Below are 15,605 nucleotides of genomic sequence, written 5' to 3' on the forward strand. Positions count from 1 at the left end.
GAAACGCTCCCGTCGCTTGGGCGTTACCCTCTGGCGCTTACAGGCCCGGCCTGCAAGCCGCCGGGATTACTTCAACGCCATCAGAGAAAATTCCGCATCCGCCAGCTGCGCCGGATCCAGTACCCGTCCGCTGGCCAGCCAGCGCTTGCCCAGTTTGATGGCGCGCGCGTCGTTAAACGCCACCATCTGCACCAGCTGCCGGTCGGCATTCAGGGTAAAAAACACCTGCGACTGCGGCGTGCGCCGCGTCACCTGATGTACGCCGCCCATCGGCACGCCAAGGATCTGGATATTGACGTCATATTGATCCGACCATAGCCAGGCGACGTCGTCGTAGGCCGGGGCATCGGCGTCAAGCATCGCACCGGCGGTGCTGATGGCCTGATTCTGCGCGTAGGCCCAGGATTGCAGGCACAGCCCCAGCGTCGGATGACGCGCCACATCGCCGGCGGCGAAAATCGCCGGATGGCTGGTGCGTCCCTGGCCGTCAACCACGATGCCGCCGCCGTCCACCTGCAGCCCGGCGCCGTGCGCCAGCGCCAGGTTCAGTTCCACGCCGATGCCGACCACCACCAGATCGAACGGCTGCGCCTCACTGACCGCGCTGGCGATCCACGCCTCGCCGCCGCGCTGTTCGAGCTGAATATCGCCACAGTCGCAGTGCAGCGTCACGCCCTGCTGCTGATGCAGCGCCAGCAGCGCCTGCGAAACGTCAGCGCCGACGCTGCGCATGCACAGCGCGGGCTGACGCTCAAACACCGTCACCTCGACGCCGAGTTTGCGCGCCGAGGCGGCAATTTCCAGCCCGATCCAGCCGCCGCCGACGATCGCCAGACGGCGAGTGCGCAGCAGCCCCTGCCGCAGGCGCGCGGCGTCGTCCCAGGAGCGCAGGGTCATCACCTGCGGGCAATCGGCCCAGCGGGCGTCCGGCAGGCGCGGCCGACCGCCGGTCGCCAGCAGCAGCTGTGTAAAATGCAGCTGCCGTCCGTCGCTGAGCTGCAGCGTCTGGTCGTCGGCATTAATGCCTTCGGCGCGCAGCGGGCGATACCAGTCGATATTCAGCGCCGCCACCGTCTCGGCGCTGAACAGACGGCTGAGCGGCGCTTCGTCGTCCAGCAGCGCCGCCTTGGACAGCGGCGGACGCTCATAAAAGTCGTAGGGTTCATCGCTCACCACCGACAGCGTGCCGCTATAGCCGCGGTCACGCAGCGTCTTCGCCGCCCAGCCGCCGGCCTGACCGCCGCCGACGATAACGATGCCTGCGGAAATCGGCTGACTCATAGCGCCTCCGCCGGTTTATGCTGGCGGCGGGTATCGTGATCGATGCCGCCCTCCACCGCCCATTCGGTGAACGACACCAGCGAATGCTCCAGCTCGCGCGGCTGCCAGTTCTCCGTCAGGAAATCGTCGTTGGTGTAGTATTCAAACGCGCCGCCGGTCGGGCTGTTGACGTACCAGAAGTAGGCCGAAGAGATCGGGTGACGTCCGGGGCCGATAAAGGTGCTCCACTGCTCTTTATTCATCGCCAGACCGCCGCCGATCACTTCATGAATATCGCGTACGGTAAACGCCACGTGGTTCAGCCCGCGCGCACGGTTCGGCAGTTTCAGCAGAAACAGGTTGTGGTGGCCGCCGCGCGCCTGAGTGCGCAGGAAGACCGCACGGTCGATATAGCGATCGGACACCTGAAAACCCAGCGCCTCGCGGTAAAAGCGCTCGGTGGCCGCCAGATCGTCGACAAAGAACACCACGTGGCCGATATTGATCGGCTGCGCCTGCTCATAGACCGGGCTGGGCTGGTCGATACGACGCACGTCGCCCCACTGATTAATCGGCGTCACCGGCAGCGACACCTCGCGCTGACGACTGACGACAAAACGCAGCGTCATGCCGTTGGGATCGCGGCACTCCAGCATCTCGCCCTGGCGTTGAAAACCCGGTGCCTGCGCCAGCCGTGCTTCCAACGCCGCCAGCTCCGCCGGGCCGGCGACGCCCCAGGTCATGCGGCGCAGCGTTGAACCGCTTTCGAAAGCCGGCGGCAGGTCGTCGTCGTCCAGCGGACGCAGCTGCACGCCAGCGCCGCTCAGGGTGGTAAATGCCGACGGCTGGCCCGCCGTCGCCTGCAGGCCGAAGTCCCGCATGAATTTTTCGCACTTTGGCAGATCTTCTACGCCAAATTCCAGCTGTTCGATGCCAATTACGCTCATTGTTTGTGCCTCACGTTCTCTGAAACGCCTGTTTCAGGCATGATCGTTCCCCGGCGCCTGCTTTTCAGGCGCCTCACGCGGTAGCTAAACCTTGTCGTTGGGAAAACCCGTGGGCGGGCATCGCTCCCCGCCCCACATGAAATAGTGTTAGCCGACGTCGGCCCGCGGCGGGGCGCCAAGGAAGTCGGAAATCTTCCCGGCGGCGTCGCGCACCTCCATCCGCAGCCGCTCGCGATCCTCGGCCGGGATCTGATCGAACGGCACCATAATGCTGACCACCGCCTCCACCTGCAGATCGCGGTTAAAGATCGGGTAGACGATCGAGGAGATGCCGTGGCGGAAAAACGACTCGCCGATCACATAGCCGCGCGCCTTATCCTGCTGCACCATCTGCCACAGCGTTTCACGGTCGGCCGGCGTGCCCGGCCCGCTGCCCGGCAGGCTCTGCTGCGGATAGAGACGTTCAAACTCCTCGCGCGTGGTGCGGGTCAGCAGCATGCGTCCCAGCGAGGTCTGGTGCACCGGCAGACGCGTGCCGACGCTGACCTGATTGATCTGCGATCCGGCGGCGCTGACGCGGGCAATGTAGATCACGTCGCGTCCGTCGCGGATCGCCAGATGACTGCTGCACTGGCTGCGATCGCGCAGCTGCTCGATCACCGGCTGCCCGACCTGCGCCACGTCCAGCGAGGCGATATACTCAAACCCCAGCCGCAGCACCTTGATGCCCAGCGAGAAGGTGTTGGTGCGCGGGTTGCGCTCCAGAAAGCCCAGATGTTCCAGCGTCTGCACCACCCGGTAGGCGGTCGCCTTCGGCATGGCGACCAGACGGTGCAGCTCCGCAAAGGTCATCTCCTTGTGCTGCTCGCCGAACGCCAACAGCAGCTGCAAACCGCGATCCAGCCCGGGGATCAGATATTTACACGTTTGTTCATCCGCCATGCTCTGTTCCTTCTTCTCGCCGTCCGGCGGTCAGTTGAATACGAAACCGCCGTTCACCGGCAGCAGTTGACCGGTGACGAAATTCGCCAGCGGCGACAGCAGATACAGCACGCTGCCGGTCACATCATCAGGGTGCTGCGCCCCCGTCAGCGCCCGCCCCTGCTCGTACAGCTGGTGGCGCTCCGCCGGCACATATTCGGTGGCCTCCACCCGCGTCAGGCCCGGCGCGATGGCGTTGACGCAAATGTTCTGCTCGCCCAGTTCGCGCGCCATCGAACGCGTCATCGCAATCAGTGCCCCTTTGCTGGCCACATAGGCCATCAGGCGTGGCGCGCCCCACAGCGCGGTGTCGGACGCGACGTTGACGATCTTGGCGTGCGGTCGCTGCGCCAGCAGCGGCACCGCCGCCTGGCTCACCAGCCAGGTGCCGCGCACGTTGACCTGCATCACGCGATCCCACAGCTCGATATCGTATTCCATCATGGTTTTGCCGCCGACGCCGGTCGCCAGCGCGGCGTTATTCACCAGGCCGTCGATCGCACCGCCCGCGCCAATGGCGCTGAACGCCGAGCGAATCGAGGCCGGCGACGCCAGATCGATAACCTGCGTCTCAACCTGCGCGCCCTGCTCGCGCAGCGCCGCCGCGGTGCTCTGCAGTTCGTCCGCCAGGATGTCGCACAGCACCACGCTGCCGCCGGCTTCGGCGATCGCCACGGCGAAACTGCGGCCGAGGCCGCGCGCCGCGCCGGTGACCACAATGCGCTTGTCCGTCAGCAGGCCGCTCACTGCGCCGCCTCCAGCTCACTCAGCATCGCCAGCTGCTTTTGCGCCTCTTTTTGCATTATGCGGCGCAGGCGCGACAGCCCCACGTCATGCTGGTACAGGTATTCGCGGCTGCGGGCGTTCGGCGCCATGTTCTCCAGCACGATGCGATCCTGTTCGAGCACGTCCCAGTGCAGCGCCTCCAGCCGGTTGCGGTACATAAAGCGCCACAGATCGCGCTGCCAGTCCTTCACCTTGCGGATACGCCAGAAGAATACCCGGCAGTGATCCTTGTCTTCCGGCACCACCATGCCGATGATCCAGAAGTGGCCGCCCGGCCCGAAACGCTGTTTGTACGGGATCGACAGCCGCATCCAGTACGCGCCGCTGTTACCGAACTCCACCCAGTCGAAGTTGACGCCGATCTGGCCGTTTTTCTTGAAGATAAAGCCGCTGTCGGTCGGCTCCAGCGCCATATCCGCCTTGCGATCGCCTTCGGCCATCGAGTGCGATGACGAGTGCAGATAGGTGCCGTGCATCGGATCCATCACGTTTTCCAGCGCGTACTGGTAATTGCAGTCCCAGCTGGCGGTGCACAGGAAGTTGCTGTAAGACGCGTCGTCGGCCAGCTCCTGCGGGAAAGTGAGTTCAGACGGCGCTTCGTCGGCGGTGACGCCGAAATAGAGGAACACCGCGCCGTAGGCCTCCTGCGCCGGGTAGGAACGCAGGCATTTCTGCCCCACCAGCGGGCAACGATCCACCGCCGGCACGTCTTTCACCTCGCCGTCGCCGCCGACCTCCACGCCGTGATACCAGCAGGCGATGCGATCGCCGAGGTTCCAGCCCATCGACAGCCGTGCGCCGCGATGCGGGCAGCGGTCTTCCAGCGCGTGGATCGCGCCCTGCGCGTCGCGCCACAGCACGATCTGCTGCTCCAGACGGGTGATGCCGACCGGGTTATTGCCCACTTCCCAGCTGGCCAGTACCGGATACCACATACCGCGTAAGCCCTGATCAAGGTAGTTCTGTAACGTCTGCGCGGAGGATGTTGTGTTTGCTGTCATTGTCTTCTCCCAGTGCTGCTCAGAAACCGTTAACGTGAAGGAATTCGCGGAACGCCGCTTCATTCCACGGCTGACCGTTGCGATCGAACAGACGGCGCTGATTCAGCGCGCTGACGATCTGATCCAGCTCGCTCGCCCCGCCCTCGAAGATCTCTTCCAGCGCGGCGACCAACGCCGTTTCAAAACCGTCCGGTACGCGGGCGCGCGTCTGCCAGATCACATTCTGGTAGCTGCCCGGCTGATGGATCTGGCCGTTGCCGCCCTCGCGCGCCGGGATCACCTGCTGGGTGTCCGGCAGCCACGGGTTGAAATCGGTAATGTGTTGCATGAATTACTCCTCCTCGATGACGGTGATCTGGATCTGATTGTCGATCACGCGGGTGGGAAAGGTTTGCAGGTCGCGGCCGCCCGGTTCACGCAGGCACTGGCCGGTGCGTACGTCAAACAGCGCTTCGTGCAGCGGGCACTCCACTTTGCCGTCGTCAACAAACCCCTGGCTGAGCAAGGCGTAGGCGTGCGGGCAAACATCTTCCAGCGCGTAGTATTGCCCGTCGATCAGATACACCCCGACCTCTTTGCCGTCTACCGTCGCCGAGTAAGGGAAATCTTCTTTTACCTGAGACACTTCGCACACGTTCTTCCAGCTCATTGCTAAAACCCTCTATCTCTTTGTTTCATATATGAAACTCAGTTTCTTATTTAATACGCCCACTATAAAACTGGCGAATGTTTCGTCAAGCGAGCTGGACGACAATTGTTAATAAAAGGTTGCTTAAAGATTACAAATGCGGAGGAGATCACGAAAAAATGCACCGATATGAAAATACGATGGTATTTATGCATTACATCGTGAATTTATATGCCAAAAAGCGTTGATTTTTGCATAAAAAGCGGCGTAAAAGTTTTCTCGCGCCGATAACTGCGCGCTTTCATGAAACAATAATTTTACATTCAGAGGGGTAATCCCCGCCTTCAGGCCCGGCAAACGCCGCCCGCCGCGCAGGTTTATCACCGTGTTAAGGAGTGCTTTGTGAATGCTCGTCAGCGCTGGTACGGCGTGTTCGCCCTGCTGTTCCTGATCGTCATCGCCTATGTCGATCGGGTAAATATCGCCGTGATGGTGGTCAATCCGGATTTTCTGCATCACTTCGGCCTGGGGGATAACCGGGTGCATCAGGGCACGCTGATGACCGCCTTTCTGCTCGGTTACGGCCTGGCGGCGCTGCTGCTGACGCCGTTTCTGGAAACGCTGATGGGCTACCGCCGTGCGCTGACGCTCAGCGTGCTGCTGTGGGCGCTGCTGACCGCCGCCTCGCCGCTGGCGGGCAGCGTCCTGTGGCTGCTGCTGGTGCGCGCCCTGCTGGGCATCAGCGAAGGGCCGCTGTTTTCGCTGAAAACCATGTATATCAGCGACCACTTCGCGGCCGATGAGTTAGGCAAACCCAACGCCGTCAGCGCGCTCGGCGTGTCGCTCGGGCTGGCGCTCGGCTTTCCGCTGGTCGGCTTTCTGATGGCCCATTTCGGCTGGGCGATGTCGTTTTACCTACTGGCGGCGTTTAATCTGCTGGCCGGACTGGGGCTGATCCGCGCGTTTATCCGCCCGGCGCAAAGCGCGCCGCCGCCGCGTGCCGCCACGCCGGTGCTGGCACGCGTCTGGCGCACCTTTAGCGACGCCTGGCATACGCCGATGCTCGGCTGGATTATGCTGGTGGAGATCGCCACCCTCAGCTATCTGTGGGGCTCCAGCGCCTGGCTGCCGGCCTACCTGATCGACGAAAAAGGCTTTTCGATTAAACAGATGGGGGCGATGGCGTCGCTGCCGTTTATCGTCAGCATCGGCGCGAAATATCTCGGCGGCGCGCTGCTCGACCGGATGCAGCGGCACCAGGCGCCGCTGATTTTTGCCATCGGCGGCGGCGCCACCGCGCTGTGCGTGGCCGGACTGATGAACAGCGCTCAGACCGGCTGGATCGCCTTTTTCCTGCTGGCGGCCAACGCCTGCTGGGGCCTGCAGGGCGCGGCGATCCCGACGCTGCTGCAGCACTACGCCAAGCCGCAGGCGGTCGGCAGCGCCTACGGCATTATCAACGGCATCGGCAATCTGTTTTCCGCCTTTATTCCGCTGATCATGGGGCTGGTGATGGCCGCTCAGGGCACGGTGTCATCCGGCTTTGCGGTGCTGATCGCCTCGCAGCTGGTCACGCTGCTGGCGGGCGGCGTGCTGTTTGGCAAAATGCGCCCGGCCCGGCCGCTGGCACAGCGCCCGTAAGCTGCGAAACTGCAGATTTTAAGGGCTGACGTCTTCAAGTCAGCGATGCAGGAAAAGCAGGGGGATGGGATCGTAACGGCATACGCCGCCGGACAAATTTGCCGGCGGCGCAGCTCTGTCGCTAACGCCCTTTCTTTTTACGGCCTGGCTGGGTGAACCGCTTGCGCCCGGCGGGAAGCGCGGCGGGTTTACTGGCTTTTTTGGCCTTGTTGACCACCGGTTTTCGGGTCGCCGGTTTTGCTTCCGACGAGGAATCCTCAATCAGTTTAAACAACGCGATCAGTTCGTCATCCGTTAATTCCCGCCAGTCTCCCAGCGGTAAGCCGGCCAGCCCGACATTCATAATGCGGGTCCGCTCCAGCTTGGTGACCTCATAGCCAAAATGTTCACACATGCGGCGGATCTGGCGGTTAAGCCCCTGCACCAGCACGATGCGAAACACCGAGGCGGAGACTTTCTTCACCTTGCATTTTTTGGTCACCGTGCCCAGCATCGGTACGCCCGCCGCTAAACCGCGGATAAATTCATCGGTGACCGGTTTATTGACCGTCACCAGATACTCTTTTTCGTGATCGTTACCGGCCCGCAGGATCTTGTTCACCAGATCGCCGTGGTTAGTCAGGAAGATCAGCCCCTGCGAGTCTTTATCTAACCGCCCGATCGGGAAAATACGCGTACTGTGATTCACGAAATCGACAATGTTGTCTTTTTCGCCGCTTTCCGTGGTGCTGACAATGCCTACCGGTTTGTTCAGCGCAATGAAGACCAGGTTGTCTTCACTACGCGGCTCGATGAGCTGGCCGTTAACCTTGACCACATCTCCCGGAAATACCCGATCGCCCAGCGCCACGCGCTTGCCATTAATAAAAACATTGCCTTGTTCGATATAACGATCGGCATCGCGACGCGAGCAGATCCCGCTTTCGCTAATATATTTGTTCAGCCGTACAGATGGTTTGGCCAGCATGCCTGTCTCCATAAAATCCCCCGGTCTCTGGCAAGACCGGGGTTTTGCACTACTCTCGCTTACGCCTGCTTTTTCGCCGCCTGCAGATACAGCATTTCCAGCGCCAGCGTCGCCGCGGCCAGCGCGGTGATTTCCGACTGGTCATAGGCCGGCGCCACTTCCACCACGTCCATACCGACGATATTCAGCGACTGCATGCCGCGCAGCAGCTTCAGCGCGCGATCGGAAGTCAGGCCGCCGATTACCGGCGTGCCGGTGCCGGGCGCAAAGGCCGGATCCAGGCAGTCGATGTCGAAGGTCAGATACACCGGCATATCGCCGACGATCTGTTTGATCTGGGTCAGCAGATCGTCCACGCCGCGATCGTTAACCTGCGCCGCATCCAGCACGGTGAAGCCGTTATCGTGGTCGAATTCGGTGCGGATGCCGATCTGCACCGAGTGATGCGGATCGATCAGGCCTTCGTTCGGCGCATGGTAGAACATGGTGCCGTGGTCGAATTTGCTGCCGTTGGCGTAGGTATCGGTATGTGCGTCAAAGTGCACCAGCGCCATTTTGCCAAAGTGCTTGGCGTGCGCGCGCAGCAGCGGCAGCGTGACAAAGTGATCGCCGCCGAAGGAAAGCATGCGCTTGCCGGCCTGCAACAGTTTCTCCGCATGGGCCTGCAGCTTGTCGCTCATGTCCTGCGCATCGCCGAAGTTGAACACGATATCGCCGCAGTCAACCACGTTCAGCCGGTCACGCAGGTCAAAACTCCACGGCCAGCGGTTGCCTTCCCACGCCAGGTTGGTGGACACCTGGCGGATCGCCGCCGGCCCGTGACGCCCGCCGGCGCGGCCGGAAGTCGCCATATCAAAGGGAATGCCGGTAATCACCCACTCCGCATCGCTGTCATACGGCATGAAATTCAGCGGAAAACGCAGGAAACCAAAGGCATTGGACACTAAAGAATTATCGGACTGATGACCTAAGGTGCTCATAGTAAATCCTCATCGTTCAACATTTCGCCCGCGGCGCAACGTCACAGGCCCAACAAAAAAAAATCCCCTCCGCGTCGTTAGCCCGACGAGGAAGGGATTGATGTAAACGTTCTTTTCAGCTTTCAGCGCTGCTGATGGCCTGAATTATCGCCCGATTTTCCTCAGGCTTCAAGTCGGCGCGGATGACGCCATCCGCGCCGTGGCGTTACTCGTCTTCCAGGTAAGTATAACCGTACAGGCCAGCTTCGAACTCTTCCAGGAACTGCGCCTGCAGCGCGTTATCCAGATCGGTTTCTTTCACCTGATCGCGGAACTTGGCCAGCAGCGCCGTCGGGTCCAGCTGCACATACTGCAGCATATCGGCCACGGTGTCGCCGTCGTCGGACTGCTCGGCTTCGATGGTGCCGTCCGGGAAGATATACACGTCAACCGAGGCGGTGTCGCCGAACAGGTTATGCATATTGCCCAGAATTTCCTGATAGGCGCCGACCATAAAGAAGCCCAGCACCGGCGGGTTCTCCGGATCGTACGGCGGCATCGGCATGGTGGTCGCCACGCCGTCGCCGTCGACGTAATGGTCGATGGTGCCGTCCGAATCGCAGGTAATGTCCAGCAGCACCGCGCGCCCTTCCGGCGGCTGATCCAACCCTTCCAGCGGCAGCACCGGGAACAGCTGATCGATCCCCCAGGCGTCCGGCATCGACTGGAACAGCGAGAAGTTGACGTAGAACTTGTCCGCCATCCGCTCCTGCAGCTCATCGATAATCGGCCGGTGAGCGCGGTTGCTCGGATCCAGCTGCTGCTGGATTTTGTTGCAGATGTTCAGATACAGCTGCTCCGCCCAGGCGCGCTTGGTCAGATCCAGCATACCGTGCGCATATTGGGTGTGTACGTCATACAGGTCCATCTGGCTGTCGTGCAGCCATTCGCGCAGCGAGCGGCGGTTTTCCGGCTCGTTCATCTCCTGCCAGGTTTCCCACATGCTTTCCAGCGCGCGCGGCGCATCCGCCACCGGCGGCTCCGGCTCGCTGAACTCGTTGCGTTCCACGCCGATCACGTTGGACACCAGCACCGTATGGTGCGCGGTCACCGCGCGGCCGGATTCGGTGATCACCGTCGGGTGCGGCAGGCCGTGTTCATTACAGGCGTCGCCGATGCCCCAGATCACGTTATTGGCGTATTCGTTCAGGCCGTAGTTGACCGAACAGTCGGACTGCGAGCGGGTGCCTTCGTAATCGACCCCCAGGCCGCCGCCCACGTCGAAGCACTGGATATTGACGCCCAGTTTGTGCAGTTCAACGTAGAAACGCGCCGACTCGCGCACGCCGGTGGCGATATCGCGAATGTTGGCCAACTGCGACCCCAGGTGGAAGTGCAGCAGCTGCAGGCTGTCCAGACGCCCCGCCTCGCGCAGGGTTTCCACCAGCTTCAGCACCTGCACCGCCGCCAGGCCGAACTTGGACTTCTCGCCGCCGCTGGACTGCCATTTGCCGGACCCCTGAGACGCCAGACGCGCACGCACGCCCAGGCGCGGCACCACGTTCAGGCGCTCCGCTTCTTCCAGCACCAGATTGATTTCCGACATTTTCTCGATCACCAGGTACACCTTGTGACCCAGCTTTTCACCGATCAACGCCAGACGAATATATTCACGGTCTTTATAACCGTTACAGACAATCACCGAACGGGTCATGCCGGCATGCGCCAGCACCGCCATCAGCTCCGCCTTGGAGCCGGCTTCCAGCCCCAGCGGTTCGCCGGAGTTGACCAGCGACTCGATAACGCGCCGATGCTGGTTGACCTTGATCGGGTACACCAGGAAATAGCCGCCCTGATAGCCGAACGACTCGCGCGCACGCTTAAAGGCGGCGTTAATCGAACGCAGGCGATGCTGCAGGATCTGCGGGAAGCAGAACAGCGCCGGCAGGCGTTGCCCCTCTTTCTGACGCTCTTTCACCAGTTCAGCAAGGTCGACGCGCGCTTCGGGAACGTCCGGGTCCGGACACACGCTGATATGGCCGCGCTCATTGACGTCATAATAATTATTGCCCCAATAGGCGACGTTATACGTACGCAGCATCTTGCTGGCGTTACGGTCATTCATGGCAACCTCCTGCATGGAGCGCAAAGAAACTGGTTCACCCGCTGCTGACGCGCGGTTATTCATTAGATCATCAGACATTAATTCGCCTCATTTCCCGTTCTGACGACGTAGTCAGCCACTATCGCAGCTACATCCCGCGAGAACAACCCAGCCTGACGCATTGGCGGCGGCACATCAGCCGGCCGTTCGCGTCTGGCAATCGGTTGGTTACCCCTATAATTGTAAGACACCCTGTTCAAACCTCGTGAATCAGGCCAAGAAACATCCCACAGGAAGGCTGCAGGCTACCCTTGTTCAGTGCTTCAGACGAGCGAAATACCAGCCGGCCCGGCGCAGCCTGACGGCAACGTCGGTCAGGCGGGATTAGCCGGCCCGAGAATCCTGAGTAGCGCCCAGGTGTTTATCACACCGGGTAGGTGAAATAGAGAAAAGACGGGAGATAACAGAAGAATTGGTGCCGGACTGGCACTGCTGTCGGGAACCAACAGCCGGTAGACAACGGATCATTAATCCAACCACCTCCACGCGCGTCGTTCAGCAGAACGACCAGGCCTCTAATAGTAGTGTAAGAACGTGACCGTTCTATGAAGCGGCAGCGTCCGTCGGGACGCCTGCAGCGGATTCACAGACCTTTACAACTTATGTCGCCGTATTGGCCAGCAAATGAGCCGTGCGCGCAGTTTATACCGATAACCCGGGCAAAATGCAAAATGAAAATTTGCCGCAAACTGTTTCAAGCGATGAAAATGGCGTCGGTGCGCCAGAGGAAAAGCGATAAACGGCAAAAAAATACTGGCAATCCGGCTAAAGCATAACCTAAAATAGACGTCCAGATGTTAATCCATCTATATACCTGATGAACGTCAACGGGCTGCCAAAGACGCCGCCTGAGTGGAAGACGAAGGGATATACTGGTTAACCGAAAAAACTGCTTAACGGCTTTGCCTGAGGGGCGTTGCAGGATGCATCTCGCGCCATCAGCGGAAGACCCTTCGCTTCGATGCCCGGATCTCCAGCGCTGTGCAGTAATTTCCACCCGTCTTATGCAAGGTAAAGAATACAATGGCTAAACACCTCTTCACGTCTGAATCCGTTTCTGAAGGACATCCTGATAAAATCGCCGACCAGATCTCCGATGCCGTACTCGACGCCATTCTGGAGCAGGACCCGAAAGCCCGCGTCGCTTGCGAAACCTACGTGAAAACCGGCATGGTGCTGGTTGGCGGCGAAATCACCACCAGCGCCTGGGTCGATATCGAAGAGATCACCCGTAACACCGTGCGCGACATCGGCTACGTGCATTCCGATATGGGCTTCGACGCCAACTCCTGCGCGGTGCTGAGCGCCATCGGCAAGCAGTCGCCGGATATCAATCAGGGCGTAGACCGCACCGATCCGCTGGAACAGGGCGCAGGCGATCAGGGCCTGATGTTTGGCTATGCCACCAATGAAACCGACGTGCTGATGCCGGCGCCGGTCACCTATGCGCACCGTCTGGTGCAGCGTCAGTCTGAAGTGCGTAAAAACGGCACGCTACCGTGGTTGCGTCCGGATGCGAAAAGCCAGGTCACTTTCCAGTATGACGACGGTAAAATCGTCGGCATCGATGCGGTGGTGCTGTCTACCCAGCACTCTGAAGAGATTGCGCAAAAAGATCTGCAAGAAGCGGTGATGGAAGAGATCATCAAGCCGGTTCTGCCTGCCGAGTGGCTGAGCGCCGCCACCAAGTACCACATCAACCCGACCGGCCGTTTCGTTATCGGCGGCCCGATGGGCGACTGCGGCCTGACCGGGCGTAAAATCATTGTTGATACCTACGGCGGCATGGCGCGTCACGGCGGCGGCGCCTTCTCCGGCAAGGATCCGTCCAAGGTTGACCGTTCCGCCGCTTACGCCGCGCGCTACGTGGCGAAAAACATCGTTGCCGCCGGCCTGGCCGACCGCTGCGAAATCCAGGTCTCCTACGCCATCGGCGTGGCGGAGCCAACCTCCATCATGGTGGAAACCTTCGGCACCGAGAAAGTACCGACCGAGCAGTTGACCCTGCTGGTGCGCGAATTCTTCGACCTGCGTCCGTACGGCCTGATTCAGATGATGGATCTGCTCAAGCCTATCTACCGCGAAACCGCCGCCTACGGCCACTTCGGCCGCGAACACTTCCCATGGGAAGCGACCGACAAGGCTGCCCTGCTGCGCGACGCCGCCGGTCTGAAATAAACCAGCGCCAAACAGAAAGGCCGGGCATCATGCCCGGCCTTTTTTTTACCCTGCCAAACCGTCCTACTTCGCCGATGTCCGGCTGCTGGAGTAGATAAAGCCCAGCGCAATCGCCAGACAGACAATCGCGCCCAGCCGGCTGGCGGAGAAGCCGATGGCGGCGTTGCCCAGCCAGCCAAAGTTGTCGATCAGCATGCTCATCGTCAACTGGCCGAAAATCACCGCCACCGTCGCCACCGCCGTGCCGATACGCTGCACCGCCAGCACCATAATGACAATGTAAGGCACGCCGAACAGCGCCCCCACCAGCTGCCATTTCGGCACATCCAGCAGGCTGACCGCCTGTTTGGGTTCAAAGAAGAAAATCAGCAGCGCGGTCACCAGCGCGCCGACGGAAAAGGTCAGAAAGGCGCTGCGGAACACGCCCACTTTGCTGCCCAGTTGGCCGTTGATCGCCGCCTGAATGCTCAGCATTGCACCGCCAACCACCGCCAGTAAAATCATCAATATCGTCATGGTGTCCCCCTTAACCCTGCGCGACCAGCGCCAGCGCGGCGATGATGAAAACCAGCGCGAGAATGCGTCTGGCGTCTATTTTCCGGTGCGGCGTACCCAACAGGCCGAAATGGTCGATAATCAGGCTTTTGAAGACCTGCCCGGCCAGAATGCCGATCATGGTCAGCGCCACGCCGATGGCGGGCGTCGCCACGGTCAGAATCACCACGTAGATCGGCCCCAGCACGCCGCCCAGCAGCTGCCAGCCCGGCTGGGCAAAAAAGGATGGGCTGTTGCGCGGGCTGAAAAACAGCATCAGCAGGAAAGTCAGCGCGGCGCCAACGCCGAAGATGCTGAACGTCGCCCACAGATCGCCGACCTCGCCGCCCAGCGGCCCCAGCAATCCCGCCTCTACCGACAGGCCCATCCCTCCTGCGATAACCAGTAAAATCAGTAAAAGTTGCATAGCAAATGCTCTCCGATGAATCAGGCGGAGAAGCTTACAGCGGCAGAAAACGAAGAAAAACGGTATAATCCGTTAAACACCTTTGCAGGATTTGCATCAATGCTGGATACCGACGCGATTAATGTCAGCGCGTTAAAGATTTTTATTGATGTCTTTGACGCACAGAACTTCTCCGTTGTCGCGCGACAGCGCGGCATTTCAGCCTCCAAGGTCTCGCGCATTATTCACCAATTGGAAGATGCGCTGGGGCAGCAGCTGTTTTACCGCAATACGCGCGCAGTGATACCGACCGAGTCCGGGCGGCTGTTTATCGACTATGCGCGCAGCATGGCCGAACAGCTGGACGAGGCGCGCAAGGAACTGCAGGAGCGGGCGCTGGAGCCGTCCGGGCTGGTGCGCATCAATACGCCGGTGTTCTTCGGCCAGCGCCACGTGGCGCCCGCCCTGCCCGCGCTGGCCGCCCGCTACCCCCGCCTGTTGATCGATCTGGTGCAGACCGATGACTTTATCGATCCGCATCGCGATGCCGCAGACGTTATCTTTCGTATCGGCACGCTGACGGACTCCTCCTTCCACGCCCGGGTGTTTGGTGAGCTGCGCTACTACCTCGCCGCCTCGCCGGCCTATCTGCGCCGTTACGGCGCGCCGCAAAGCCCGGCGGAGCTCAGCCGCCACCGCTGTCTGGTGTACCGCGGCTCGTCCGGGCCGAACCGCTGGCTGTTTCGCGCCCCCGGCGACGCCTGGGTGCACTATCCGCTCTCCCCGCTGTTAACGTCCAACAATGCGGAAACGCTGCTGGTCGCCGCGCTGGGCGGCATGGGACTGGTGCTGTTTCCCGACTGGCTGATGGGCGAGCGTCTGCAAAACGGCGAGCTGGTCAGGCTGCTGCCGGAGTTTGAGACGGCGATAAAGACCGAGCCGCAACAGATCGCCGCCGTCTATCCGCACGCCCGCCGCCCGCCGCTGAACGTCAGGGCGGTGATCGATCACTACGTGGAGGCGTTTGGCGAGCCGCTTTACTGGCAGTTTTGACCTCTTCCCTTTACGTATCCTGGCGCTGATTTGGGGAATAGCCCAGTGTTAAACTAACCTCACGATTTATAACGCCTAGGCAAGGGAACTCCATAAAGTT

At 60.9% G+C, this 15,605-nt stretch carries 15 protein-coding genes; 3 read left to right on the forward strand and 12 right to left on the reverse strand.

The window, feature by feature from the left end:
- Window positions 1–66 precede the first annotated feature (66 nt).
- From CLM71_RS19315 to CLM71_RS19345, 7 genes are all read right to left on the reverse strand, one after another.
- Window positions 67–1,281 carry an NAD(P)/FAD-dependent oxidoreductase gene (locus CLM71_RS19315; RefSeq protein WP_105232430.1) on the reverse strand — a complete coding sequence of 405 codons (1,215 nt, stop codon included), beginning with the start codon at window positions 1,279–1,281 and terminating at the stop codon, window positions 67–69.
- On the reverse strand, window positions 1,278–2,207 hold the full coding sequence (locus tag CLM71_RS19320) for a VOC family protein (RefSeq protein ID WP_105232431.1): 930 nt from the start codon (window positions 2,205–2,207) through the stop codon (window positions 1,278–1,280). The genes CLM71_RS19315 and CLM71_RS19320 overlap by 4 nt, the downstream gene beginning before the upstream one ends.
- Window positions 2,208–2,354: 147 nt before the next feature.
- Window positions 2,355–3,149 carry an IclR family transcriptional regulator gene (locus CLM71_RS19325; RefSeq protein ID WP_105232432.1) on the reverse strand — a complete coding sequence of 265 codons (795 nt, stop codon included), beginning with the start codon at window positions 3,147–3,149 and terminating at the stop codon, window positions 2,355–2,357.
- Between the two features lie 30 nt (window positions 3,150–3,179).
- Window positions 3,180–3,935: an SDR family oxidoreductase gene (locus tag CLM71_RS19330; protein ID WP_105232433.1), complete on the reverse strand. Its 756-nt coding sequence runs from the start codon at window positions 3,933–3,935 to the stop codon at window positions 3,180–3,182.
- Window positions 3,932–4,975, reverse strand: coding sequence for an aromatic ring-hydroxylating dioxygenase subunit alpha (locus CLM71_RS19335; protein WP_105232434.1), 1,044 nt, complete (start codon window positions 4,973–4,975; stop codon window positions 3,932–3,934). Before CLM71_RS19335 ends, CLM71_RS19330 begins: the two co-directional genes overlap by 4 nt.
- Before the next feature lie 19 nt (window positions 4,976–4,994).
- Window positions 4,995–5,303 carry a recombinase-like helix-turn-helix domain-containing protein gene (locus tag CLM71_RS19340; RefSeq protein ID WP_105232435.1) on the reverse strand — a complete coding sequence of 103 codons (309 nt, stop codon included), beginning with the start codon at window positions 5,301–5,303 and terminating at the stop codon, window positions 4,995–4,997.
- A 3-nt stretch (window positions 5,304–5,306) separates the two neighbouring features.
- Complete coding sequence (locus CLM71_RS19345) at window positions 5,307–5,624, reverse strand: non-heme iron oxygenase ferredoxin subunit (RefSeq protein WP_105232436.1); 318 nt, start codon at window positions 5,622–5,624, stop codon at window positions 5,307–5,309.
- A gap of 381 nt (window positions 5,625–6,005) precedes the next feature.
- Between CLM71_RS19345 and CLM71_RS19350 the strand changes: the two genes are divergently transcribed.
- Window positions 6,006–7,244, forward strand: a complete 1,239-nt coding sequence (locus CLM71_RS19350) for an MFS transporter (protein ID WP_105232437.1) — start codon at window positions 6,006–6,008, stop codon at window positions 7,242–7,244.
- Between the two features lie 121 nt (window positions 7,245–7,365).
- Here the strand turns inward: CLM71_RS19350 and rluF are convergent, their stop codons facing one another.
- The 3 genes from rluF to speA form a co-directional block, all read right to left on the reverse strand.
- Window positions 7,366–8,211, reverse strand: a complete 846-nt coding sequence (rluF, locus tag CLM71_RS19355; protein WP_105232438.1) for a 23S rRNA pseudouridine(2604) synthase RluF — start codon at window positions 8,209–8,211, stop codon at window positions 7,366–7,368.
- A gap of 59 nt (window positions 8,212–8,270) precedes the next feature.
- Window positions 8,271–9,191 carry an agmatinase gene (gene speB / locus CLM71_RS19360; protein WP_105232439.1) on the reverse strand — a complete coding sequence of 307 codons (921 nt, stop codon included), beginning with the start codon at window positions 9,189–9,191 and terminating at the stop codon, window positions 8,271–8,273.
- Window positions 9,192–9,396: 205 nt separating this feature from the next.
- Window positions 9,397–11,373 (reverse strand): biosynthetic arginine decarboxylase, encoded by a 1,977-nt coding sequence (gene speA, locus CLM71_RS19365; protein ID WP_105232440.1) that lies wholly within the window; start codon window positions 11,371–11,373, stop codon window positions 9,397–9,399.
- Window positions 11,374–12,357: 984 nt separating this feature from the next.
- Between speA and metK the strand changes: the two genes are divergently transcribed.
- Complete coding sequence (metK, locus tag CLM71_RS19370; RefSeq protein ID WP_105232441.1) at window positions 12,358–13,512, forward strand: methionine adenosyltransferase; 1,155 nt, start codon at window positions 12,358–12,360, stop codon at window positions 13,510–13,512.
- Between the two features lie 63 nt (window positions 13,513–13,575).
- Here metK and CLM71_RS19375 read toward each other — a convergent pair whose 3' ends face one another.
- Both CLM71_RS19375 and CLM71_RS19380 read right to left on the reverse strand, forming a co-directional pair.
- Entirely contained in the window at window positions 13,576–14,028 is a 453-nt protein-coding gene (locus CLM71_RS19375; RefSeq protein ID WP_105232442.1) for a DMT family transporter, read from the reverse strand.
- Window positions 14,029–14,038: 10 nt separating this feature from the next.
- Window positions 14,039–14,473, reverse strand: coding sequence for a DMT family transporter (locus CLM71_RS19380; RefSeq protein WP_105232443.1), 435 nt, complete (start codon window positions 14,471–14,473; stop codon window positions 14,039–14,041).
- 99 nt (window positions 14,474–14,572) lie between these two features.
- Between CLM71_RS19380 and CLM71_RS19385 the strand changes: the two genes are divergently transcribed.
- The gene (locus tag CLM71_RS19385; RefSeq protein WP_105232444.1) at window positions 14,573–15,505 is read left to right on the forward strand and encodes a LysR family transcriptional regulator; all 933 of its coding nucleotides are present in this window, start codon (window positions 14,573–14,575) and stop codon (window positions 15,503–15,505) included.
- The last annotated feature ends 100 nt before the right edge of the window (window positions 15,506–15,605 follow it).

The organism is Serratia sp. MYb239 (genome assembly GCF_002966855.1).
Classification (GTDB): Bacteria; Pseudomonadota; Gammaproteobacteria; order Enterobacterales; family Enterobacteriaceae; genus Serratia_B; species Serratia_B rhizosphaerae.

Coding starts and splice junctions, on each gene's coding strand:
- CLM71_RS19345 (WP_105232436.1), bottom strand. CDS start 5,624: ATGAGCTGGAAGAACGTGTGCGAAGTGTCTCAGGTAAAAGAAGATTTC.
- CLM71_RS19325 (WP_105232432.1), bottom strand. CDS start 3,149: ATGGCGGATGAACAAACGTGTAAATATCTGATCCCCGGGCTGGATCGC.
- rluF (WP_105232438.1), bottom strand. CDS start 8,211: ATGCTGGCCAAACCATCTGTACGGCTGAACAAATATATTAGCGAAAGC.
- CLM71_RS19320 (WP_105232431.1), bottom strand. CDS start 2,207: ATGAGCGTAATTGGCATCGAACAGCTGGAATTTGGCGTAGAAGATCTG.
- CLM71_RS19380 (WP_105232443.1), bottom strand. CDS start 14,473: ATGCAACTTTTACTGATTTTACTGGTTATCGCAGGAGGGATGGGCCTG.
- CLM71_RS19315 (WP_105232430.1), bottom strand. CDS start 1,281: ATGAGTCAGCCGATTTCCGCAGGCATCGTTATCGTCGGCGGCGGTCAG.
- speA (WP_105232440.1), bottom strand. CDS start 11,373: ATGTCTGATGATCTAATGAATAACCGCGCGTCAGCAGCGGGTGAACCA.
- CLM71_RS19385 (WP_105232444.1), top strand. CDS start 14,573: ATGCTGGATACCGACGCGATTAATGTCAGCGCGTTAAAGATTTTTATT.
- CLM71_RS19340 (WP_105232435.1), bottom strand. CDS start 5,303: ATGCAACACATTACCGATTTCAACCCGTGGCTGCCGGACACCCAGCAG.
- metK (WP_105232441.1), top strand. CDS start 12,358: ATGGCTAAACACCTCTTCACGTCTGAATCCGTTTCTGAAGGACATCCT.
- CLM71_RS19375 (WP_105232442.1), bottom strand. CDS start 14,028: ATGACGATATTGATGATTTTACTGGCGGTGGTTGGCGGTGCAATGCTG.
- CLM71_RS19335 (WP_105232434.1), bottom strand. CDS start 4,975: ATGACAGCAAACACAACATCCTCCGCGCAGACGTTACAGAACTACCTT.
- speB (WP_105232439.1), bottom strand. CDS start 9,191: ATGAGCACCTTAGGTCATCAGTCCGATAATTCTTTAGTGTCCAATGCC.